The sequence below is a fragment of the Geodermatophilus sp. SYSU D00663 genome, assembly GCF_054050655.1.
In genome coordinates, this window is record NZ_JBJGZT010000011.1 from 92,379 (window position 1) to 112,793 (window position 20,415).

21 protein-coding genes are annotated in these 20,415 nt (G+C 76.4%); 14 read left to right on the forward strand and 7 right to left on the reverse strand.

Annotated features, from left to right (window positions below):
- Positions 1 to 12: 12 nt before the first annotated feature.
- Genes ACI79Z_RS10695 through cofC form a run of 3 tightly spaced genes read right to left on the reverse strand, consistent with a single transcriptional unit; the run spans position 13 to position 3,733 of the window.
- Complete coding sequence (locus ACI79Z_RS10695; RefSeq protein ID WP_456902609.1) at positions 13 to 948, reverse strand: NUDIX hydrolase; 936 nt, start codon at positions 946 to 948, stop codon at positions 13 to 15.
- Positions 938 to 3,043: an RNA degradosome polyphosphate kinase gene (locus ACI79Z_RS10700; protein WP_456902610.1), complete on the reverse strand. Its 2,106-nt coding sequence runs from the start codon at positions 3,041 to 3,043 to the stop codon at positions 938 to 940. Before ACI79Z_RS10700 ends, ACI79Z_RS10695 begins: the two co-directional genes overlap by 11 nt.
- Before the next feature lie 54 nt (positions 3,044 to 3,097).
- Complete coding sequence (gene cofC, locus ACI79Z_RS10705; protein ID WP_456902611.1) at positions 3,098 to 3,733, reverse strand: 2-phospho-L-lactate guanylyltransferase; 636 nt, start codon at positions 3,731 to 3,733, stop codon at positions 3,098 to 3,100.
- Between the two features lie 111 nt (positions 3,734 to 3,844).
- On the opposite strand from cofC, the gene ACI79Z_RS10710 reads away from it, so the two are divergent.
- The 4 genes from ACI79Z_RS10710 to ACI79Z_RS10725 are packed head-to-tail and all read left to right on the forward strand — an operon-like array spanning position 3,845 to position 8,474.
- On the forward strand, positions 3,845 to 4,645 hold the full coding sequence (locus ACI79Z_RS10710; RefSeq protein WP_456902612.1) for a lysophospholipid acyltransferase family protein: 801 nt from the start codon (positions 3,845 to 3,847) through the stop codon (positions 4,643 to 4,645).
- Positions 4,642 to 5,664, forward strand: coding sequence for an NAD(P)H-dependent glycerol-3-phosphate dehydrogenase (locus tag ACI79Z_RS10715; RefSeq protein WP_387993268.1), 1,023 nt, complete (start codon positions 4,642 to 4,644; stop codon positions 5,662 to 5,664). Before ACI79Z_RS10710 ends, ACI79Z_RS10715 begins: the two co-directional genes overlap by 4 nt.
- 25 nt (positions 5,665 to 5,689) lie before the next feature.
- Complete coding sequence (locus tag ACI79Z_RS10720) at positions 5,690 to 6,829, forward strand: cystathionine gamma-lyase (protein WP_387993265.1); 1,140 nt, start codon at positions 5,690 to 5,692, stop codon at positions 6,827 to 6,829.
- Between the two features lie 4 nt (positions 6,830 to 6,833).
- Entirely contained in the window at positions 6,834 to 8,474 is a 1,641-nt protein-coding gene (locus ACI79Z_RS10725; protein ID WP_387993262.1) for a TIGR03767 family metallophosphoesterase, read from the forward strand.
- Between the two features lie 61 nt (positions 8,475 to 8,535).
- Here ACI79Z_RS10725 and ACI79Z_RS10730 read toward each other — a convergent pair whose 3' ends face one another.
- A complete protein-coding gene (locus tag ACI79Z_RS10730; RefSeq protein ID WP_387993260.1) occupies positions 8,536 to 9,321 on the reverse strand; it encodes a CDP-alcohol phosphatidyltransferase family protein in 786 nt (261 codons plus the stop codon).
- A 109-nt stretch (positions 9,322 to 9,430) separates the two neighbouring features.
- On the opposite strand from ACI79Z_RS10730, the gene ACI79Z_RS10735 reads away from it, so the two are divergent.
- The gene (locus ACI79Z_RS10735; protein ID WP_387993257.1) at positions 9,431 to 10,579 is read left to right on the forward strand and encodes a D-alanine--D-alanine ligase family protein; all 1,149 of its coding nucleotides are present in this window, start codon (positions 9,431 to 9,433) and stop codon (positions 10,577 to 10,579) included.
- On the forward strand, positions 10,576 to 11,214 hold the full coding sequence (locus ACI79Z_RS10740; RefSeq protein ID WP_456902613.1) for a hypothetical protein: 639 nt from the start codon (positions 10,576 to 10,578) through the stop codon (positions 11,212 to 11,214). Before ACI79Z_RS10735 ends, ACI79Z_RS10740 begins: the two co-directional genes overlap by 4 nt.
- Before the next feature lie 6 nt (positions 11,215 to 11,220).
- Here the strand turns inward: ACI79Z_RS10740 and ACI79Z_RS10745 are convergent, their stop codons facing one another.
- Positions 11,221 to 11,715: a DUF3515 domain-containing protein gene (locus tag ACI79Z_RS10745; RefSeq protein WP_387993251.1), complete on the reverse strand. Its 495-nt coding sequence runs from the start codon at positions 11,713 to 11,715 to the stop codon at positions 11,221 to 11,223.
- Positions 11,716 to 11,809: 94 nt separating this feature from the next.
- The gene (locus tag ACI79Z_RS10750) at positions 11,810 to 12,043 is read right to left on the reverse strand and encodes an Lrp/AsnC ligand binding domain-containing protein (RefSeq protein WP_091212468.1); all 234 of its coding nucleotides are present in this window, start codon (positions 12,041 to 12,043) and stop codon (positions 11,810 to 11,812) included.
- Between the two features lie 92 nt (positions 12,044 to 12,135).
- On the opposite strand from ACI79Z_RS10750, the gene ACI79Z_RS10755 reads away from it, so the two are divergent.
- The 3 genes from ACI79Z_RS10755 to ACI79Z_RS10765 are packed head-to-tail and all read left to right on the forward strand — an operon-like array spanning position 12,136 to position 14,301.
- Positions 12,136 to 13,170 carry a thiamine-phosphate kinase gene (locus ACI79Z_RS10755; RefSeq protein WP_387993248.1) on the forward strand — a complete coding sequence of 345 codons (1,035 nt, stop codon included), beginning with the start codon at positions 12,136 to 12,138 and terminating at the stop codon, positions 13,168 to 13,170.
- On the forward strand, positions 13,154 to 13,684 hold the full coding sequence (locus ACI79Z_RS10760) for a GNAT family N-acetyltransferase (RefSeq protein ID WP_387993245.1): 531 nt from the start codon (positions 13,154 to 13,156) through the stop codon (positions 13,682 to 13,684). Before ACI79Z_RS10755 ends, ACI79Z_RS10760 begins: the two co-directional genes overlap by 17 nt.
- Entirely contained in the window at positions 13,672 to 14,301 is a 630-nt protein-coding gene (locus ACI79Z_RS10765) for a cytidylate kinase-like family protein (protein ID WP_456902614.1), read from the forward strand. Before ACI79Z_RS10760 ends, ACI79Z_RS10765 begins: the two co-directional genes overlap by 13 nt.
- An 84-nt stretch (positions 14,302 to 14,385) precedes the next feature.
- Here the strand turns inward: ACI79Z_RS10765 and rpmB are convergent, their stop codons facing one another.
- The gene (gene rpmB, locus ACI79Z_RS10770) at positions 14,386 to 14,577 is read right to left on the reverse strand and encodes a 50S ribosomal protein L28 (RefSeq protein WP_073421792.1); all 192 of its coding nucleotides are present in this window, start codon (positions 14,575 to 14,577) and stop codon (positions 14,386 to 14,388) included.
- Between the two features lie 173 nt (positions 14,578 to 14,750).
- Between rpmB and ACI79Z_RS10775 the strand changes: the two genes are divergently transcribed.
- Genes ACI79Z_RS10775 through ACI79Z_RS10795 form a run of 5 tightly spaced genes read left to right on the forward strand, consistent with a single transcriptional unit; the run spans position 14,751 to position 20,256 of the window.
- A complete protein-coding gene (locus ACI79Z_RS10775) occupies positions 14,751 to 16,346 on the forward strand; it encodes a DAK2 domain-containing protein (protein ID WP_456902615.1) in 1,596 nt (531 codons plus the stop codon).
- 4 nt (positions 16,347 to 16,350) lie between these two features.
- Positions 16,351 to 18,534 (forward strand): ATP-dependent DNA helicase RecG, encoded by a 2,184-nt coding sequence (gene recG, locus ACI79Z_RS10780; RefSeq protein ID WP_387993235.1) that lies wholly within the window; start codon positions 16,351 to 16,353, stop codon positions 18,532 to 18,534.
- Positions 18,531 to 19,085 (forward strand): 16S rRNA (guanine(966)-N(2))-methyltransferase RsmD, encoded by a 555-nt coding sequence (gene rsmD, locus ACI79Z_RS10785; protein ID WP_456902616.1) that lies wholly within the window; start codon positions 18,531 to 18,533, stop codon positions 19,083 to 19,085. Before recG ends, rsmD begins: the two co-directional genes overlap by 4 nt.
- Positions 19,082 to 19,570: a pantetheine-phosphate adenylyltransferase gene (coaD, locus tag ACI79Z_RS10790; protein ID WP_456902617.1), complete on the forward strand. Its 489-nt coding sequence runs from the start codon at positions 19,082 to 19,084 to the stop codon at positions 19,568 to 19,570. Before rsmD ends, coaD begins: the two co-directional genes overlap by 4 nt.
- A complete protein-coding gene (locus ACI79Z_RS10795) occupies positions 19,567 to 20,256 on the forward strand; it encodes a hypothetical protein (protein WP_387993226.1) in 690 nt (229 codons plus the stop codon). The genes coaD and ACI79Z_RS10795 overlap by 4 nt, the downstream gene beginning before the upstream one ends.
- The last annotated feature ends 159 nt before the right edge of the window (positions 20,257 to 20,415 follow it).

A 20,415-nucleotide genomic window follows, 5' to 3' on the forward strand; every position in this document is an offset into this window, starting at 1 on the left:
CCCCGGCGCCCCCTACTCGGGGGCGTCGGGGTCCGGGCCGAGGTCGCGGTAGTAGTCGGCCAGCAGCGCTCCGGGCCGGCCGCCCAGCGCCCACACGCTGCCCTTGGCCGCCGGCGGGTGCAGCCGCCCGGCGACGCCCTCCCAGCGGACGCCGAGGCTCATCAGCACCGACGGGATCGCCCCGCCCTGGCTGCACACCACCGTGACCCCGGCGCCCTCCCGCGGCTCCAGCAGCCGCTCGACGACGGCCAGGCCGGCCTGCGGGTCGGCGGTGAACTCCTCCTCGCCGAGCTCCGGCAGGTCGCGCACGGGCAGGCCGGTCCGCTCGGCCAGCGGCTCCAGGGTCTGCCGGCAGCGCACGCGGGCGGCGCTGAGCAGCTCGACCGGCCTGAACGCCGGCAGGACGTCCGCCAGCTGCCGCGCCTGCCGCCACCCCTTGGACTCCAGCGGCCGCTCGTCGTCGGGGCCGTCCCAGTCGCTGCGGCTGCCGGCCTTGGCGTGGCGCACCAGCAGCAGCGACGGCCCCCGCGGGACGTCGTCGCGGGCGAGGTCGGCCAGCACCCGCCGGTCGTGCTCGTGGGTGACCAGCGCGGCGGCGTCGTCCAGCGGCAGCCAGCGCAGCTCGTCGACCTCGTCGTTGGGCTCGAACGGCTGCTCGGTGCCGACCGCCCGCATGAGCCAGTAGTCCACGTGCTTGGGCCCGGCGGCGACCTCGTAGCGGGTGCGCAGGCTGCGGCGGCCGAGCGCCACCTGCAGTCCGGTCTCCTCGACGACCTCCCGCACCGCGGCGGAGAGGGCGTTCTCCCCGGCGTCGAGCTTGCCCTTGGGCAGCGACCAGTCGTCGTACCGCGGCCGGTGCACGAGGACGGTCTCGACCCCGCCGTCGGCGGCCGGCCGCCACACCACCCCGCCCGCGGCCGCGACGACCGCCGTCCGCTCAGCCGGCATGCTCGATCACCCGGTGCATGAGGGCGGCCTGGTAGTCCCGTGTCCCGGTGCGGGTCCACTGGCCCTCGGAGCCGAGCTCCCAGCAGCGCACACCGGGGGCCATGGCGGCGTCGAACACCGCCTGCAGCTCCCGCTGGGCGGTGTCGTCGCACACGCGCAGCAGCACCTCGACCCGGCGGTCGAGGTTGCGGTGCATGAGGTCGGCGCTGCCGAGCCACCACTCCGGCTCGCCCGCGTTGTCGAACGCCATGACCCGCGAGTGCTCGAGGAAGCGGCCGACGATCGAGCGCACCCGGATCGTCTCGCTCAGCCCGGGCACACCCGGGCGCAGCGCGCAGATGCCGCGGATGAACAGCTCGACCGGGACCCCGGCGCGGGAGGCCTCGTAGAGGGCGTCGATGACCCGCTCGTCGACCAGCGAGTTCACCTTGAACCGGATGCCCGCCGAACGGCCCTCGGCGGCGTGCCGCGCCTCCCGGCGGATCTTCTCCACCAGCCCGGCGCGGACCCCGTGCGGCGCCACCATCAGCTGCCGGTAGGTGGTCTGCCGCGAGTAGCCGGTGAGCACGTTGAACAGGTCGGTGAGGTCGGCGCCCACCCGCGGGTCGGCGGTGAGGATGCCGAGGTCCTCGTACTGCCGCGCCGTCTTCGGGTTGTAGTTGCCGGTGCCGATGTGCACATAGCGGCGGATGACGCCGTTCTCGCGGCGCACCACCAGCGCCGTCTTGCAGTGCGTCTTCAGGCCCACCAGGCCGTAGACGACGTGGCAGCCGGCCCGTTCCAGCGACCGGGCCCAGGTGATGTTGGCCTCCTCGTCGAAGCGCGCCTTGATCTCGACGAGGACGACCACCTGCTTGCCGAGCTCCGCGGCGGTGATCAGCGCGTTGACGATCGGGGAGTCCCCGGAGGTCCGGTACAGCGTCTGCTTGATCGCCAGCACGTGCGGGTCCTCGGCGGCCTGCTCGATGAAGCGCTGCACGCTCGTGGCGAACGAGTGGTACGGGTGGTGGACCAGCACGTCGCCCTCGCGCAGCGTGGCGAACACGCTCTTGGGCGTCTCGCCCTCGGACAGCCGCGGGTGGGTGGCCGGCACGAACGGCTCGTCCTTGAGCTCGGGACGGTCGATGTCGTACAGCGCCCACAGCGAGGCCAGGTCCAGCAGCCCGGGCACGGTGACGACGTCCTGCGGGCTGACCTCGAGCTCGGAGACGAGGACGTCGAGGATCTGCGGGTCCATCGTCTCGGTGACCTCGAGCCGGACCGCGGGGCCGAACCGGCGGCGGGCGAGCTCCCGCTCAAGGGCCTGCAGCAGGTCCTCGTCGCGGTCCTCCTCCACCTCGAGGTCGGCGTTGCGGGTGACCCGGAACAGGTGGTGGTCGATCACGTCGAGGCCGGGGAACAGCAGCGACAGGTGCGCGGCGATGAGGTCCTCGAGGGGCAGGAACGTCGCCTGGGAGTCGACCGGCCCCACCGGCACGAACCGCGGCACGTTGTTGGGCACCTTGAGCCGGGCGAACCGCGGCGCGCCGGTCTCCGGGTCGCGCACCACGACGGCGAGGTTGAGCGACAGGCCGCTGATGTAGGGGAACGGGTGCGCCGGGTCGACGGCCAGCGGGGTGAGCACCGGGAACACCTGGTCGCGGAAGTACTCGCGCAGCCGCCGCGTCTCGGTCTCGGCGAGGTCGTCCCAGTGCACGATCCGGATGCCCTCGGCCTCCAGCCGCGGCGTGACGTCCCGCTCGAAGCACTCGGCGTGCCGGTGCACCAGCTCCTGGGTGCGCTCGGTGACCCGGGCCAGCTGCTCGCGGATGGTCAGCCCGTCGGGCGAGCGCACGGTCAGCCCGGTGCTCAGCCGCCGCTTCAGCCCGGCGATGCGCACCATGTAGAACTCGTCGAGGTTGCCCGCGAAGATCGCCAGGAACTTGACCCGCTCGAGCAGCGGCATGGACGCGTCCTCGGCCAGCTCGAGCACCCGCGCGTTGAAGTCCAGCCAGGACAGCTCCCGGTTGAGGAAGCGGTCCGCGGGCAGCGGGGGTTGATCCGCGGGGGCGGGCGTCTCGGGATCGGTGATCGGCGACGTCGTCTCGGCTGCCACGGCGCTCATCGTGCCCCACGCACGTGGACGGCCGCCGCTCCTGCGCGGTCCCCGTCAGGCGGCCGGGCGCGGGAGCCGCGGCAGCAGCGCCGCCGTCGCCGTCCCGACGCCGAGGCCCGCGGCCGCGGCCAGGTCGGCGGGCGTGTCGACGTCGCGGCGCAGGCCCGGCCAGTCGCCGTCCAGCGGCACCGCACCGGCGGCGGCGTGCGCGGCGGCGGAGTCCCGGCCGAACCGCGGGTCCAGGGGCACACCGGCCGCCGTGAGCAGGGTGGTGCCGGTGCCCGCGGCGTCGGCGACGAAGCAGCGCGGCGCCGCCTCGGCCGCGGCCAGGGCGGCGGCCAGCTCCGCCGGCCGCAGCGCCGGCAGGTCCGACGACAGGGCGGCGACGGCGTGCCCGCCGCTGGCCCGGCCCCCGTGGGCGAGCGCCGGGTTGAGCCCGCGGTCGGGCTCGTCGGGCACCGTGCGCGCGCCGAGCGCCCGGACGGTGGCGGCCGCGCGGTCCTCGTCGGTCACCACGACGACGTCGGCCACCGTGGGGCAGGCGCGGGCCGCGGCGACCGTGTCGGCCAGCAGCGCCAGCACGAGGTCCGCGTGCAGCCCGGGACCGCCGCCGGTCAGCGGCACCAGGCGGGTCTTGGCCGCGGACAGCCGCTTCGCCGGGACGACCAGGGACCACCGCACGGGCACCATGTGAGCACACCGCCACGGCCCGCCGCGGACGCCGGAGGACCCCGGTGCGCACCCGGACCGGCCGGAGGGTCGATCATGTGCCGGTCGTCACGACCGAGCGGAGGGGTGCCGGTGACCGAGGAGCAGTCCTTCCGGACCACTGCGGTACAGCGGCGCGCGCTGCACGAGCGCGGCCGGCTGCCGTGGTCGCTGAAGCTGGCGGTCCTGCTGATCTACCCGCTCACCTCGCTGCTGTTCCGCCTGCGCTACCGGGACGGCGACCGGCTGCCGCGCACCGGCCCGGTGCTGCTGGTGGCCAACCACGTGTCGGTGCTCGACCCGCTGGCCTGCGCGCGGCTGGTCTACGACAACGGGCGCGTACCGCACTTCCTGGCCAAGCAGGCGGTGTTCAAGGGCGTGGTCGGGAAGATCCTCCGGCACGCGGGGCAGATCCCCGTGGCGCGCGGCTCCGCCGACGCCCTCGGCTCCCTGGCCGCCGCGGCGGCCGACCTGGAGGCGGGCAACGTCGTCGTGATCTACCCCGAGGGCTCGGTGACCCGCGACCCCGACTGGTGGCCGATGCAGGCGCGCACCGGCGTCGCGCGCCTGGCGCTGACCACCGACGCGGTGGTGCTGCCGGTGGCCCAGTGGGGCCCGCACCGGGTGCACGACTACCACACGAAGGAGCTGCACCTGCGCCTCCGGGCGCCCGCCGACTACGCCGTCGGGGAGCCGGTCGACCTGTCCGCGCTGCGGGCGGAGGTCCGCGCCGGCCGCCCGCTGACCCCGGACCTGCTCCGGGAGACCACCGACCTCATCATGGGCCGGGTGCGCGACCTGCTGTCCGGTCTCCGGGGTGAGCCGGCCCCCGCCTCGTTCGCCCCCCGGCCGGGGCGGTCGCTGCCCGGCGACCTCCCGGGGAGCGCTGCGTGAGCGAGCTGGACCGCCTCGGGCGGGGCACCCGCGCCGCCGTCCTGGGCGCCGGCTCCTGGGGCACCACCTTCGCCAAGGTGCTCGCCGACGCCGGCTGCACGGTGTCCCTGCACGCCCGCCGGCCGGAGCTGGCCCGGGCGATCGCGGAGACGGGGGAGAACGCCGAGTACCTGCCCGGCGTGCCGCTGCCCCGCGCGCTGACGGCGACCCCCGACGCCGCCGAGGCCCTCGACGGCGCCGACGTCGTGGTGCTCGCCGTCCCCTCGCAGTCGCTGCGCGCCAACCTGCTCGAGTGGACGCCGCTGCTCCCTGCGGACGCGACGCTGCTGTCGCTGATGAAGGGCGTCGAGCTCGGCACGACCAAGCGGATGAGCGAGGTCATCTGCGAGGTCACCGGCGCCGGCCCGGACCGGGTGGCGGCGCTGTCGGGACCGAACCTGGCGCGGGAGATCGCCGAGGAGCAGCCGGCCGCCACCGTCATCGCCTGCACCGACGCCGACCGCGCCGCGGCGCTGCAGGCCGCCTGCCACACCGTCTACTTCCGGCCGTACACCAACTCCGACCTCGTCGGCTGCGAGCTCGGGGGCGCGGTGAAGAACGTCATCGCGCTGGCGTGCGGCATCGCCGAGGGGATGGGCTTCGGCGACAACACCCGGGCCTCCCTGATCACCCGCGGCCTGGCCGAGACCACCCGCCTGGGCGTGGCCTTGGGCGCGGAGCCCTCGACCTTCGCCGGGCTGGCGGGGCTGGGCGACCTCGTGGCCACCTGCAGCTCGCCGCTGTCGCGCAACCGCACGTTCGGGGAGAAGCTGGGGCGGGGCCTGTCGCTGGAGGAGGTGCAGGCCACCACCCGGCAGACCGCCGAGGGGGTCAAGAGCTGCCGCCCGGTGCTGGACCTGGCCCGCGCGCACGGCGTGGACGTGCCGGTGACCGAGGCGGTCGTGCGGGTCTGCCACGAGGGCGTGCCGGCCGCGCAGATGGTGAAGGAGATCATGAGTCGGGAAGCGAAGCCGGAGTGACGACGCACCCCCGGGCCGAGCCGGAGTGACGACGCTCCCTGCCGGGTGGGGCGACGGCACCCGCTCGGTCCGGGCGGGCGACGCCCCGCCGGTGCCGGGCACCCCGCTGCGTCCCTCGCCGGTGTTCGCCGCCCCCTTCCACCTCGGCGACCGCCCACCGCGCGCCGACGGCGCCGACGCCTACGCCCGCACCGAGCACCCCACGTTCCGCGCCTTCGAGGACGCCGTCGGCGAGCTCGACGGCGGCCGGTGCCTCGCGTTCTCCACCGGGATGGCCGCGGTCACCGCCGCGGTGACCGCGCTGGTGTCGGCCGGCGACCGCCTCGTGCTGCCCGCCGACGGCTACTACGCGACCCGGCTGCTCGCCCGCGACGAGCTCGAGCGGCTCGGCGTCCGGGTGGAGTACGTGCCCACCACCGGGATCGGGGACGTCGCCGCCCGCGGGGACCTCGACGGCGCCCGGATGGTCCTCCTCGAGACGCCGAGCAACCCGCACCTCGACGTCTGCGACGTCGCCGCGGTGGCCCGCGCGACGCGGGCGGCCGGCGCGCTGCTCGCCGTCGACAACACCACCGCCACCCCGCTCGGCCAGCGGCCGCTGGCGCTCGGCGCCGACCTCACCGTGGGCGCCGACACCAAGGCGCTCACCGGGCACAGCGACCTGCTGCTCGGCCACGTGAGCACCACCTCCGGCGAGGTGTTCGACCGGCTCAAGGGCTGGCGTGACCACACCGGCAGCACGCCCGGCGCGTTCGACGCGTGGCTCGGGCACCGGTCGATGAGCACGCTGGACCTGCGGCTGGCCCGCCAGGCGGAGACCGCCGCGGCGGTGGCCGAGGTCCTCGCCGGCCACCCGGCGGTGACCGGCGTCCGGTGGCCCTGGCTGGCCTCGGACCCCTCGCACGAGCTCGCCACCCGGCAGATGCTGCGGCCGGTCGGCGTCGTCTCGGCCGAGCTCGCCGACGAGGCCGCGGTGTCGCGCTTCCTCGCCGCGAGCCGGCTGTGGACGGCGGCGACCAGCTTCGGGGGCGTGCACAGCACCGTCGACCGGCGGGCGCAGTGGGGCGGGGACGCGGTCCCGGCGGGCTTCCTGCGCTTCTCCTGCGGCATCGAGGACACCGATGACGTCGTCGCCGACCTCACCACCGCGCTCGACGCCGTCTGACGGGATGAGCCGCACCACCCTCGACCGCGTCCTCGCCGCCGGCCCCGTGCTGCACGCCGGCCGGGACGGCGACTACCGGGCGCTCGCCTGGGCGGCCGGGGAGCCGCACCGGGTGCGCCGCGAGCTGGTGGGGCCGTCGTGGGAGCCGCCGCGCCGGGGCGTGCGGGCGGTCGCCTGCCTCGCCCACGTCACCGACCTGCAGCTGGCCGACGTCTGCTCGCCGGCCCGCTTCGAGTTCTTCCACCGCTTCGAGGCCGACCCGCGGATGCGCGCCCTCGTGCCCATGCACCGGCCGCAGGAGGCGCTGACCGCGCACGCCGTCGACGCGCTGGTGCGCACCCTCAACGGCCTGGCCGGCGCGCCGCGGACCGGGCAGCCGCTGCAGGTGGTGGTCACCACCGGCGACGCCATCGACAACGCGCAGTGGAACGAGCTGGAGCTGTACCTGGCCGTCCTCCGCGGGGGAGTGGTCTCACCCGGCGCCGGGCTGACCGCCTACGACGGCGTGCAGGCCTCCGGGTGGCCGCACGACCTGTTCTGGCGGCCCGACGACGACGGCGGCGTCCACCACGAGCGGTTCGGCTTCCCCGCCCGCCCCGGGCTGCTGGAGGCGGCGTTCGCCGCCTTCGCCGCCGAGGGGCTGCGGCTGCCGTGGCTGGGCTGCCACGGCAACCACGAAGCGCTCATCCAGGGCGTCGGCGTCCCCACGCCCGCGCTGGCCGCCGTCCTCGGCGCCGGGCGCAAGCCGGTCGACGTCGACCCCGCCCTGCCGCTGGACGACGCGCTGCACCTGTTCACGCACCGCTCCGAGGTCTTCACCACCGCCACCTCCCGACCGGTGACGCCGGTGGCCGACCGCCGCTTCATCGACCGCCGGTCCTTCGTCGCCGCGCACCTCTCCGACGGCGGGGCGCCGACCGGCCACGGGTTCACCGAGGAGAACCTGCGCGACGGCACCGCCTACTACGCCTGGGACGGGCTGCCCGGCGTGCGCGTCGTCTGCCTGGACACCACCCGGGTCACCGGCGGCGCCGCGGGCTCGGTCGACGCGGCGCAGGCGCGGTGGCTGGAGGAGCGGCTGCGCGAGGTGTCGTCGTCGGCGCCCGGTCCCGACGGCGGGCGGGTGGCCACCGGCAACGCCGACCGGCTGGTGGTCCTGCTCTCGCACCACGGGTCGGGCACGCTCACCCGCGCCGACGCCCTCGGCGGGCAGCCGGCCACGGGCGACACCGCGCTGGGCGCGCCCGAGCTGCTCGCGCTGCTGCACCGGTACCCGAACGTCGTGCTGTGGCTCAACGGGCACACGCACGTCAGCGAGGTGCGGCCGTGGGCGCACCCGCACGAGCCGGGGCGCGGGCTGTGGGAGGTGACCACGTGCGCCGTCGTCGACTGGCCCGGGCAGGCCCGGCTGGTCGAGCTGCTCGACAACGGCGACGGCACCCTGTCGCTGGTCTGCACGATGGTCGACCACGACAGCCCCGCCCGGCCGCCGGCCGCCGACGACCCGGCCGCCGGGGACCCCGCCGCGCTGGCGGCGCTGCACCGCGAGCTGGCCGCCAACGTGCCGTACGCGGGCCTGGGCTCGCCGCTGGCCGGCACGCCCGCCGACCGCAACGTCGAGCTGGTCCTCCGAGCCCCCTTCTAGGAGGACCCCCACGCCCCGCTCCGCTCGGCGCGGGCCCGTGCGGGAGGGTCGTTCCGGCACGTCACCGGGCGGTGCGGGCGTCCCGGCGGCGGCGGTGGGCGGCGCGGGCGGTGAGCCAGCCGCTGAAGGCCAGGTAGTAGACGACGTAGACGAACGACAGCGCGACGACGAACGGGTTCGGGTCGGGCAGCTGGGCCACCAGCACGGCGTAGGACACGAACCAGACGGCGGTCAGCGCCATGCTCACCTGCCAGAACGCCTCGGTCCGCGACGGGTAGAGGTAGCGCACCGGCACGAACACCAGCACCGAGCAGACGACGAGCACCACGGCCACGGCCACCTGCGACAGGTCCAGCACGACCGCGTAGAACGCGACGACGTTCCAGTAGCTGGGGAAGCCCAGGAACGTGTGGTCGTCGGTCTTCGCGTCGACCCGGCAGAACTGGTAGCTCGACGCCAGCAGCGGCAGCGCGGCCAGCACCCAGCCGGCCGGCCCGTGCGGCAGCGCGCCGGTGGTCCACAGCAGGACGACGGGGGCGAAGACGTAGGTCAGGTAGTCGACGATGTTGTCCAGCAGCGCGCCGTCGAACCAGGGGATCGTCTCCTTGACCCGCGCGCGGCGGGCCAGCATCCCGTCGGTGCCGTCGACCACCAGCGCGGCCAGCCCGATCCACAGCGCGGCCTCGACCTCGCCCTCGATCGCGGCCAGCACGAACAGCAGCGCCAGCACCGAGCCCAGCGCCGTGTAGGCGTGCACCGCCGCGCCGGCCAGCCGCAGCGGGAGCGGGTGCCTGCGCGCAGCGCCGTCCCCCTGGTGCGCCGTCGTCGCCGGAGGTCGGGGGTCCACCGGAGGGGCCGCGTTCTCCCGCATCGCCGACGAGGTTCCCACACCACGCGGACGCCGGCCCCGCGGGAGCCGGAGGACGCGCGGGGACCGTCGACTAGGGTCGGCCGCGATGAGCGGAACGGGCAAGGTGCGCGTCGCGGTCGTGTTCGGGGGGCGCAGCGCCGAGCACGCCATCTCCTGCGTCAGCGCCGGCAGCGTGATGGCGGCGCTGGACCGGGAGCGCTACGAGGTGGTCCCCGTCGGCATCGCCCGGGACGGCCGCTGGGTGCTCCCCGACGAGGGCCAGCAGCTGGCCATCGACGGCGGCCGGCTGCCCGAGGTCACCGGCGGGACGGCGGTGTCGCTGGTCGGCGACCCCGCCGGGCGCGGGCTGGCCGTGCTGGAGCCGGCCGCCGCGATCGGCCCGGCGCTCACCGAGGTCGACGTCGTCTTCCCGGTGCTGCACGGCGCCTACGGCGAGGACGGCACCATCCAGGGGCTGCTGGAGATGAGCGGGCTGCCCTACGTGGGGTCGGGCGTGTTCGCCAGCGCCGCGTCGATGGACAAGGAGTTCACCAAGAAGCTCCTGGCCGCCGCCGGGCTGCCGCAGGGCGACCACGTGGTGCTCCGCGACGCCGAGGGTGCCCTGTCGGCCGACCCCGGCCTGCTCACGGCCGCCGACCGCGAGCGGCTGGGCCTGCCGGTGTTCGTCAAGCCCTCGCGTGCCGGGTCCAGCATCGGCATCACCCGGGTCACCGACTGGGCGCAGCTCCCCGAGGCGGTGGCCACCGCGGCCGCCGTCGACCCGAAGGTCGTCGTCGAGGCCGCCGTGCCCGGCCGGGAGATCGAGTGCGGCGTGCTCGCCGGCCGCGCCGGCGGGCCGCCGGAGGCCAGCCTGCCGGCCGAGATCCGGCTCAAGCCGGGCACCGACTGGTACGACTTCGACGCCAAGTACCTCGAGGACGCCGTCGAGTTCGACGTCCCGGCCGACCTCACGCCCGAGCAGACGCGGAAGGTGCAGGAGGCCTCCCGCCGCGCCTACCTCGCCTTGGACTGCGAGGGCCTGGCGCGGGTGGACTTCTTCCTCGGCACCGGCCCCGACGGCCGTGAGCGGCTGGTGGTCAACGAGGTCAACACCATGCCGGGCTTCACGCCCATCTCGATGTTCCCGCGGATGTGGGCGGCCAGCGGGGTGTCCTACCCCGAGCTGGTGGACCGGCTGGTCGCCTCCGCACTGACCCGTGCGGGCCGGCCGGGGGACCAGCGGACACCCCGGTGACCCCGGGCCGGCTCGCGGCCGTCCTCGCCGGGCTGGTGTCGCTCGTGCCGGCCATCGGCTGCACGCCGACCAGCGCCACCCCCGCGCCCGCCCCGGCCACGCCGGAGAGCGTCGAGGAGCTCGGGGAGCTGCTGCTCGACGAGGTGCCCTCCGGCCTCCCGCGGATCGCCGACGCCGACCTGCAGCCCCCCGCCGGCGCCAAGACCGTCGACGACGTGGCCACCTACTCCGACGACCCCGCCCGCGAGCGCGCGGTGCTGCGCGAGTACGGCTACCGGCACGGCTGGGAGCGCTTCTGGGGCGCCGCGACCGGCCCGCTCACCAGCGTCTTCCTCGACCAGTTCGCCGACCCCGCCGGCGCCGCCGCCTACGCGCGCGACCTCGCCGGCAACGACGCCGAGCTCTACGAGGGCGTGCTGCAGCACGACCCGTCGTCGCTGCCCGAGGGCTGCAGCCTGCTCACCGTGGCCGAGGTCGACCCCGCGACCGGGCTGTCGGGCCCGGCGGCGTTCGCCTGGTGCGCGCACGGGGTGTTCAGCGTCGGGGTGACCGCCGTGGCGGCCACGGAGCAGGCCGCGGGCGGCGAGGTGCACGACGCCGTCCGGGCCCAGCTGGAGCGGCTCCCGGCCGCCTGAGCGGCCTCAGCGCGGCGGCAGCGTGTCGGCGATGACGCCGCTGAGCACGGTGACCGGGGCGCTGTCGACGTCGGGCGGCAGGGTTACCTGCACGTAGGCGGCGCGGTCGACCGCGGTCCAGGTCGTGGCCTCCTCGGTCTGCTCGACGAACCAGGTGACCTGGTCGATCTGCAGCAGCCCCTCGCCGGGGACCAGGCCCGCGGGCTGCGGCACGCCGCACACCAGCACGATCGGCGGGTCGCCCCAGGCGGCGGCGTAGGGGGTGTCGGAGTCGACCAGCCGCTGCGGCTCCCCGGTCAGGTCGAGGGGGAGGCCGGACATCAGCGCGGGGCAGTGCGCGTCGGCCTCCGGCGTCGGCGGCGGGACCTCGACCGGCAGCACCGGGAGGTCCTCGGCGCGCTGCTGCGTCGGGGCGCCGCTGACGTCGGCGACCGGCTCGTCGCCCTCGTCGTCGCCGCCGACCACCCGGACCAGGACCAGCAGCGCCACGAGCACCGGCACGACGACGGCGGTCGCGATCAGCGCCAGCCGGCGCAGCGGGTCGCGCGCGGGCGCCGGCGCCGGGTCCGGGGCGGGGGTGTCCTCGCTCAGCGGCTCAGATGTTGACGACGGGGCAGGTCAGCGTGCGCGTGATGCCGTCGACCGACTGGACGCGGGCGACCACCAGGCGACCCAGCTCGTCGACGGTCTCGGCCTCGGCGCGGACGATGACGTCGTAGGGGCCGGTGACGTCCTCGGCCTTGGTCACGCCGGCGATCTCGCTGATCGTGGACGCCACCTGGGCGGCCTTGCCGACCTCGGTCTGGATCAGGATGTAGGCGTGGACCACGGGACGACCTTCCTCGGACGGCTCTGCGGGTGGCTGCCTGCCACCGGCAGACGGACCGGAGCGCAACGTACCCCAGCGACCCGGGGTGGCCTGTGACACGGCCCCGTCCGCTGGTGCCGCGCGAGGACCCCGCCGACAGCGTGCGGGTCGTGGGGGAGTTCGGCGTCATCGCCCGGGTGGTCGCCCGCGCCGGCGCAGCGCGGGTCGCGCAGGTCGGCCCCGGTGACGACGCCGCGGTGCTGCGGGTGCCCGACGGCCGGGTGGTCGCCACCACCGACGTGCTCGTCGAGGGCCGCCACTTCCGCCGGGACTGGTCCTCGGCCGAGGACGTCGGGCACAAGGCCGCCGCCGCGAACCTCGCCGACGTCGCCGCGATGGGCGGGGTCGCCACCGCGCTGCTGGTCGGGCTGGCCTGCCCCGCGGACACGCCCACCTCGTGGCTGGAGGGCGTGGCCGCCGGGATGGCCGCCGAGTGCGCGCCGCTGGGCGCCGCCGTCGTCGGCGGGGACACCGTGGCCTCCGCCCCCGACAGCGCCGCCGTCGTCCTGTCGGTCACCGCGCTGGGCGACCTCGGCGGCCGGGCGCCGGTGCTGCGCTCGGGGGCGCGTCCCGGGGACGTGCTCGCCGTCGCCGGGCGGCTGGGCTGGTCGGCGTGCGGGCTGGCCGTGCTGCGCCGCGGCTTCAGCAGCCCGCTGGCCGCCGTGACCGCGCACCGCCGCCCCACCCCGCCCTACCTCGCCGGGCCGGCCGCGGCCGACGCCGGGGCGACCGCCATGTGCGACGTCAGCGACGGCCTGCTCGCCGACGCCGGGCACCTGGCCGCCGACAGCGGTGTCGTCCTGGACGTCGACCGGGCCGCGCTGGTACGTGCGACCCTGGAGCCGCCCGGTCCGCTGCAGCAGGTGGCGGCGGCCCTCGGCGCCGATCCGCTGGCCTGGGTGCTCACCGGCGGGGAGGACCACGCCCTGCTGGCGACCTTCCCGCCGTCCGCGGCGCTGCCGGAGGGGTGGGTGCCGATCGGGCGGGTCGAGGAGGGGGAACCGGGCGTGTCCGTCAGCGGGGAGCCCGCGGCCGCGGTCGCGGGAGCGGTCGGTGCGGAGGGGACCGGGCATGTCCACTTCGGCTGAGGTGCGGCTGCGCGACGGGTCGGTCGCGCGGCTGCGCGCGGTGCCCTACGACGACCCGCTGGCCCGCGACCTCGTCGGCCGGGTGCAGCAGGAGTACGTGGAGCGCTACGGCGGCCCGGACGGCGCCGTCGTCGACCCCGCCGAGTTCGTCCCGCCGGCCGGGCTGTTCCTCGTCGCCGAGGTCGACGGCGAGCCGGCCGGCTGCGGCGCCTGGCGCCGGCACACCGGAGGCGACGACCCCACCGTCGCGGAGGTCAAGCGCGTGTACGTCGTGCCGCGCTTCCGCCGGCGCGGCCTGGCCCAGGTGCTCGTCACCGCGCTCGAGGGCTCCGCTCGCGAGTCGGGCCACCGCTCGGTCGTGCTCAACTCCGGCGACCGGCAGCCCGAGGCGCTCGCGCTGTACTCGGCGATGGGGTACACGCCCGTCCCGGGGTACGGCATCTACGCCGGTGAGGCCGGGGCGGTGTTCCTCGGCCGGCGGATCGACGAGGAGGAGCGCCCGTGGGCGTCGTGACGATCTCCGCGTCCTACGGCGCGGGCGGCCCCGAGGTCGGTCCCGCCGTCGCCGAGCGGCTCGGCCTGGCCTTCCACGACCGGGCGATCCCGGCGCAGGTGGCCGGCCGGCTCGGCGTCTCCCAGGACGACGCCGAGGCCAACGACGAGCGCGTCGTGCGCGGCCTGTGGCGGCTGGTGGCCTCGCTGGGTGCCATGCCCGACCCGGTCGGCGGCGTCATGCCGTCGACCACGCAGCCCGACGAGCGGGCCTACCGCGAGCACACCGAGCGGGTGCTGCGCGAGATCGCCGACGGCGCCGGCGGGGTGGTGCTCGGCCGCGGCGGGGCGCTGGTGCTGCGCGACCGGCCCGACGCCCTCCACGTGCGGCTCGACGGCCCGCCGGAGGCCCGCCTCCGGGCGGCGGTGGCGCGCTACGGCCGCCCCGAGGAGGAGCTCCGGCGGGAGCTCGAGGCCAACGACACCACCCGCGAGGCCTACGTCCGGCACTTCTACCGGTGCGACCCCGCGGCGGCCCGGCACTACCACCTCGTCGTCGACGGGACGGCCCTGCCGCTGGGGACGGTGGTGGACCTGGTGGTCACCGCGGCGCGCGCCCGCGGGATCGGCGCCCGCTGACCCTCGCGCACGCGAAGGACCCCGGAGGTCGGCGACCTCCGGGGTCCTTCGCGAGCGGCGGCCTCCGGTCAGGAGGCCCGGCGATCAGGCGCGGACGACCTTGCCCGCGCGGATGCACGAGGTGCAGGCGTTGATCCGCTTGCGGTTGCCGGGGGCGACGAGCGCCCGCACCGACTGGATGTTCGGGTTCCAACGGCGCGGCGTGCGGCGGTGCGAGTGCGACACCGACATACCGAAACCGGGCCCCTTGCCACAGACATCGCACACGGCAGCCACGGTGGATCACTCCCAGAGAATCGATTTTCAGACGGCGGCGCACAGGAGGCGACCGCGAGACCGTCGTCCAGCATAACCGCTCCTCCGCGGAACCGTCGCCGAGGTCGGAGGAGGACGGGGAGCGGCTCCGCCACGGGACCGGGTCCGTCCGTTCCCGCGGGTACCCTCCGGCCGTGCTGCAGGCGCTGGACGACGCCGCGGTCGGTCGCTGGTGCCGGGCCGCGGTCGCCGCGCTGTCCGCGGGACGGCGCAGCCTCGACGACCTCAACGTCTTCCCCGTGCCCGACGGCGACACCGGCACCAACCTGCTCCTCACCGCGCAGGCGGCGGTCGCCGAGCTCGACGCCGCCGGGGGGCGCGAGCCGGCCTGGACCGCGCTCACCCGCGGCGCGGTCCTCGGCGCCCGCGGCAACAGCGGCACGATCCTCGCCCAGCTGGTGCGCGGCCTGTCCGACCAGCTCGCCGGCCAGGAGCCCGCCGACGGCCCCGCGCTGGCCGCGGCGCTGCAGAAGGCCGCCGACACCGCCTACTCCGCGGTCGCCGACCCGGAGGAGGGCACCTTCCTCACCGTCGCCCGCGCCGGAGCCGAGTGCGCCGTGGCCTGCGTCGCCGAGGGCCGCACCGCCCTGGCCGACGTCGTCACCGCCGCGGCCGACGGCGCCCGCACGGCCCTGGAGGCCACCCCCGGCCAGCTCGACGCGCTGCGCGACGCCGGCGTGGTCGACGCCGGCGGCGCCGGCCTGTGCCTCGTCCTCGACGCCCTGGTCGCCACCGTCACCGGCGTCGAGCCCGCCCGACCGCCGCTGGTGCCCCGCCCGGCGCACCCCGCCGACCCCGCCGACGTGCCGCACCAGCCGCCGCCGGGCCCCGGCAGCGAGGTGCAGTACCTGCTCGCCGACACCGACGAGGCCGCCGTCACCGTCCTGCAGACCCGGCTGGCCGCCCTCGGCGACAGCCTCGTCGTCGTCGGCGTCGACACCCCCACCGGCCGGCAGTGGAACGTGCACGTGCACACCAGCGACGTCGGCGGCGCCATCGAGGCCGGCATCGAGGCCGGCCGGCCGCACCGGATCACCGTCACCCCGCTGGCGCCCGTCCGCCCCGCCGCCCCGGTGCCCGGCCGCCGGGCCGTCGTCGCGGTCGTGCCGGGGGAGGGCCTGGCGCAGCTGTTCTCCGGGGAGGGCGTCCGCGTGGTCGCCTGCGGGCCCGACGGCGTCGACGAGGACGAGCTGCTCGACGAGCTGCTCGTCTCGGCCGCCGGCGACGTCGTCGTCCTGCCCAACGACCCCGCGCTGACCCCGGTCGCCGCCCGCGCGGCCGAACGGGCCCGCCAGGCCGGCCGCGACGTCGCCGTCGTCCCCACCCGCTCGCCGGTCCAGGGCCTGGCGGCCATCGCCGTGGCCGACCCCGCCCGCCGCTTCGGCGACGACGTCATCGCCATGGCCGAGGCCGCCGCGGCCACCCGCTGGGCCGAGGTCACCGTCGCCGAGCAGGAGGCGCTCACCAGCGCCGGGTTCTGCCGGCCCGGCGACGCGCTGGGCTCGGCGGAGGGCGACGTCGTGGTGGTCGGGCGCGACCTCGCCGCGGTGGCCTGCGACCTGCTCGACCGGCTGCTGTCGGCCGGCGGCGAGATGGCCACCCTCGTCGTCGGGCCGGACGCCGCGCTCGGTGACGCCGTCTGCGCGCACCTGGCCGCCGTCCACCCGACCGTCGAGGTCGTCCGCTACGACGCCGGCGCGGTCCTGCCCCTGCAGGTGGGGGTGGAGTAGCCCGATGGCGGTGACCCTCGACACCGACCTCGCGCGCGTGCTCGGCGCCAAGACGGCCAAGGCGATGGCCGAGTCGCTGGGGCTGCGCACCGTCCGCGACCTGCTGCGCCACTACCCGCGCCGCTACGCCCGCCGCGGCGAGATGACCCGGCTCGACGACCTGCAGGTCGGCGACCGCGTGACCGTGCTCGCCCAGGTCCGGCGGGTGACCAGCCGGCGGATGCGCAACCGGCCCGGCACGCTCACCGAGGTCACCGTCGGCGACGGCGCCGGCGAGATGCAGCTGGTCTTCTTCAACCGCAGGTTCGGGAAGCTCGAGGAGGGCGCCTGGGGGCTGTTCGCCGGCACGGTCGGCGAGTACCGCCGCACCAAGCAGTTCGCCCACCCGGACTTCCACCTGATCACCGGCGACGACGACGAGGACTGGGCCCGCGCGCTCATCCCGATCTACCCGGCGAGCAAGGACGTCTCCAGCTGGGTCATCCAGAAGTCGGTGCGGCTGCTGCTCGACGCCTCCGGCGGCTTCGGGTTCGTCGAGGACCCGCTGCCGGAGGACCTGCGCCGCCGCCACGGGCTGCTCAGCCTCCCCGCCGCCCTGCTCGACGTGCACCGCCCCACCAGCGACGAGGACGTCGAGCGCGCCGAGGAGCGCCTCAAGTGGGACGAGGCGCTGGTCCTGCAGCTGGTCCTCGGCGCCCGCCGGCGGGCCGCGGCGCTGGAGCCGGGCACCGCCCGCCCGCGCCGCGACGGCGGACTCCTCGACGCCGTCGACGCCGCGCTGCCCTTCGAGCTGACCGAGGGGCAGCGGCAGGTGGGGGAGGAGCTCGCCGCCGAGCTCGCCCGCGACCACCCCATGCACCGGCTGCTGCAGGGCGAGGTCGGCTCCGGCAAGACCGTCGTCGCGCTGCGGGCCATGGCGCAGGTGGTCGACGCCGGCGGGCAGGCCGCGCTGCTGGCGCCCACCGAGGTCCTCGCCGCGCAGCACGCCCGCAGCATCGCAGGCATGCTCGGCCCGCTGGCCCGCGCCGGAGAGCTGGACGGCGACCCCGCGGGCACGAAGGTCGTGCTGCTCACCGGCTCGCTCAAGGCCGCGCCCCGCCGCGCCGCCCGCGCCGCGGTGGCCGACGGCAGCGCCGGGATCGTCGTCGGCACCCACGCGCTGCTGCAGGAGGGCGTCGAGTTCGCCGACCTCGGCCTGGTCGTCGTGGACGAGCAGCACCGCTTCGGCGTGGAGCAGCGCGACGCGCTGCGCGCCAAGGGCAACCGGCCGCCGCACGTGCTGGTCATGACCGCCACGCCGATCCCGCGCACCGTCGCCATGACCGTCTACGGCGACCTGGAGACCTCCGTGCTGCGGCAGCTGCCCAGCGGCCGCGGCGGGGTGGCCAGCTCGGTGGTCCCCGTCAGCGACAAGCCCACCTGGCTCGACCGCGCGTGGGAGCGGCTGCGCGAGGAGGTCGCCGCCGGCCGGCAGGCCTACGTCGTCTGCCCGCGGATCGGCGACGAGGACACCGGCAGCGAGGACGAGCCCGACGAGGCCGACGCCCCGCAGGAGAGCGGCGGCGACGACCGGCGCCCGCCGCTGGCGGTCCTCGACGTCGCCGAGGCGCTGAGCGAGGGGCCGCTCGCCGGGCTGCGGCTGGCGGTGCTGCACGGCCGCATGACGCCCGAGGCGAAGGAGGCGACCATGCGCGCCTTCGCCGCCCGCGAGGTCGACGTCCTCGTCGCCACCACCGTCGTCGAGGTCGGCGTCGACGTGCCCAACGCCACCGTGATGGTGGTCATGGACGCCGACCGGTTCGGCGTCAGCCAGCTGCACCAGCTGCGCGGCCGGGTGGCCCGCGGGAAGCACCGCGGCCTGTGCCTGCTGGTCACCGAGGCCCGCGAGACGACGGCGACCGGGCAGCGGCTGGCCGCCGTCGCCGGCACCTCCGACGGCTTCGAGCTCGCCCGCGTGGACCTCGAGACCCGCCGCGAGGGCGACGTCCTCGGCGCCGCGCAGTCCGGGCGGCGCTCCACCGTCAAGCTGCTGTCCCTGCTCGAGGACGAGGAGCTCATCGCCACCGCCCGCGCCGAGGCCACCGCGCTGCTGGCCACCGAGCGCGGGCTGGCCGACCACCCCGGCCTCGCCGCCGAGGTCGCCGCCCTGGCCACCGACGAGCGCGCGGGCTACCTCGAGAAGGCATGACGCGGCTGATCTCCGGGGCGGCCGGAGGGCGGCGGCTGAAGGTGCCGCCCAGCGGGGTGCGCCCCACCGGCGACCGCGCCCGCGAGGGGCTGTTCAACAGCCTCGGCACCCTGCTCGACCTCGACGGCGCCGCCGTCCTCGACCTCTACGCCGGCTCCGGCGCGCTCGGGCTGGAGGCGCTGTCCCGCGGGGCCGCGCAGGTGGTGCTCGTCGAGAACGGCCCGCGCGTGCTGCCGGTGCTGCGCGCCAACGTCGCCGCCGTCGGCCTGCCCGGCGCACGGGTGGTCGCGGGGTCGGTGCCCACCGTCGTCGGCGGCGCGCCGCCGGCCCGCTTCGACCTCGTGCTCGCCGACCCGCCCTACGCCGTCCGGGCCGACGAGGTGCGCGGCGTGCTGAGCGCGCTGGTCACGGGGGAGTGGCTCGCCCCGGACGCGGTCGTCGTCGTCGAGCGCTCCTCCCGCGAGGAGCCCTGGGAGTGGCCGACACCCCTCACCGGGATCCGCGACCGCCGCTACGGGGAGGCCGTGCTCCGGTACGGTCGCCTCCCGTGAGGCGAGCGGTCTGTCCCGGGTCGTTCGACCCGGTCACCAACGGCCACGTCGACGTCATCACCCGGGCCGCGGCGCTGTACGACGAGCTCGTGGTCGCCGTCCTGGTCAACCCCGGCAAGGCCGGGCTGTTCTCCGTCGACGAGCGCATGGAGCTGCTGCGCGAGGCGGTCGCCGAGCTGCCCAACGTCGTCGTCGACAGCTTCAGCGGCCTGCTCGTCGACTACTGCCGCAGCCACGACATCCCGGTGGTGGTCAAGGGCCTGCGCGCGGTCGGCGACTTCGAGTACGAGCTGCAGATGGCGCAGATGAACCGCGAGCTGGCCGGCGTCGAGACGCTGTTCGTGCCCACCGCGCCGCAGGTCGGCCACCTGTCCTCCAGCCTGGTCAAGCAGATCGCCACCTTCGGCGGCGACGTCTCCCGGCTGGTGCCCAAGGCGGTCCTCGAGCGGCTGCTGGCCAAGCGCGACGACGGGGCGCAGCCGTGACCGAGGTCGTGTACCGGCTCTACGAGACCGTCGACGAGCTCAGCCGGCTCATCGAGAGCGCCCGCAGCGTGCCCATGTCCGGCTCGTGCATGGTGCCGCGCGACCAGGTGCTCGACCTGCTCGACGACCTGCGGGAGAACCTGCCCGAGGAGGTGCACGCGGCCGGCGCGATCGTCGAGCAGCGCACCGAGATCCTCGAGCAGGCGCAGGCCGAGGCCGAGCAGCTCACCGGCCGCACCCGCGAGGAGGCCGACCGGCTGGTCGCCTCGGCCCGCCGCCAGCGCGAGGAGGTCCTCGGGACCGCCCGGCGGCAGCGCGACGAGCTGCTCGCCCGCGCCCAGGCCGAGGCCGAGGACCTGCTGACCCGGGCCGAGGCGGAGGCCGACCGGCTGATCGCCGAGGCGCAGGCGCACCACGAGGCGGTGCTCGCCGACGCGCAGGCCCAGCACGCCGAGGTGCTCGCCGCCGCGCAGGCCGAGCACGAGCGGCTGGTCAGCGAGACCGAGGTCTACCGCGGCGCGGTCGCCCGCTCCGACGAGCTCGGCGCGCAGACCGTCGCCGAGGTCAACCGGATGCGCGCCGAGGTCGACGAGTACGTCGACACCCGGCTGGCCGACTTCGGCACCACCCTCGAGCGGATGCTGCGCTCGGTGGAGAAGGCCCGCGAGACGCTGCGGGAGCCGTAGGAGGGCCACCCTTCCCCCACGCCTCGCACGCGCAGGCGGAGGGCCCGTGGAGGGTGGCCGTTCCAGCACCCCGCCAGGGCCGGACGGCGTCGGCGCGGGATCGGGTAGTCTCGGTTGCTGGTCCGACCACCGGTGTCCGTGCCCGCCGGATCCCCTCCC

What these genes read in the sequence shown, in the direction of transcription:
- ACI79Z_RS10725 (WP_387993262.1), top strand. Translation starts at nt 6,834, where the DNA reads ATGAGCCGCACCACCCTCGACCGCGTCCTCGCCGCCGGCCCCGTGCTG.
- recG (WP_387993235.1), top strand. Translation starts at nt 16,351, where the DNA reads ATGGCGGTGACCCTCGACACCGACCTCGCGCGCGTGCTCGGCGCCAAG.
- cofC (WP_456902611.1), bottom strand. Translation starts at nt 3,733, where the DNA reads ATGGTGCCCGTGCGGTGGTCCCTGGTCGTCCCGGCGAAGCGGCTGTCC.
- ACI79Z_RS10735 (WP_387993257.1), top strand. Translation starts at nt 9,431, where the DNA reads ATGAGCGGAACGGGCAAGGTGCGCGTCGCGGTCGTGTTCGGGGGGCGC.
- rsmD (WP_456902616.1), top strand. Translation starts at nt 18,531, where the DNA reads ATGACGCGGCTGATCTCCGGGGCGGCCGGAGGGCGGCGGCTGAAGGTG.
- ACI79Z_RS10760 (WP_387993245.1), top strand. Translation starts at nt 13,154, where the DNA reads ATGTCCACTTCGGCTGAGGTGCGGCTGCGCGACGGGTCGGTCGCGCGG.
- ACI79Z_RS10695 (WP_456902609.1), bottom strand. Translation starts at nt 948, where the DNA reads ATGCCGGCTGAGCGGACGGCGGTCGTCGCGGCCGCGGGCGGGGTGGTG.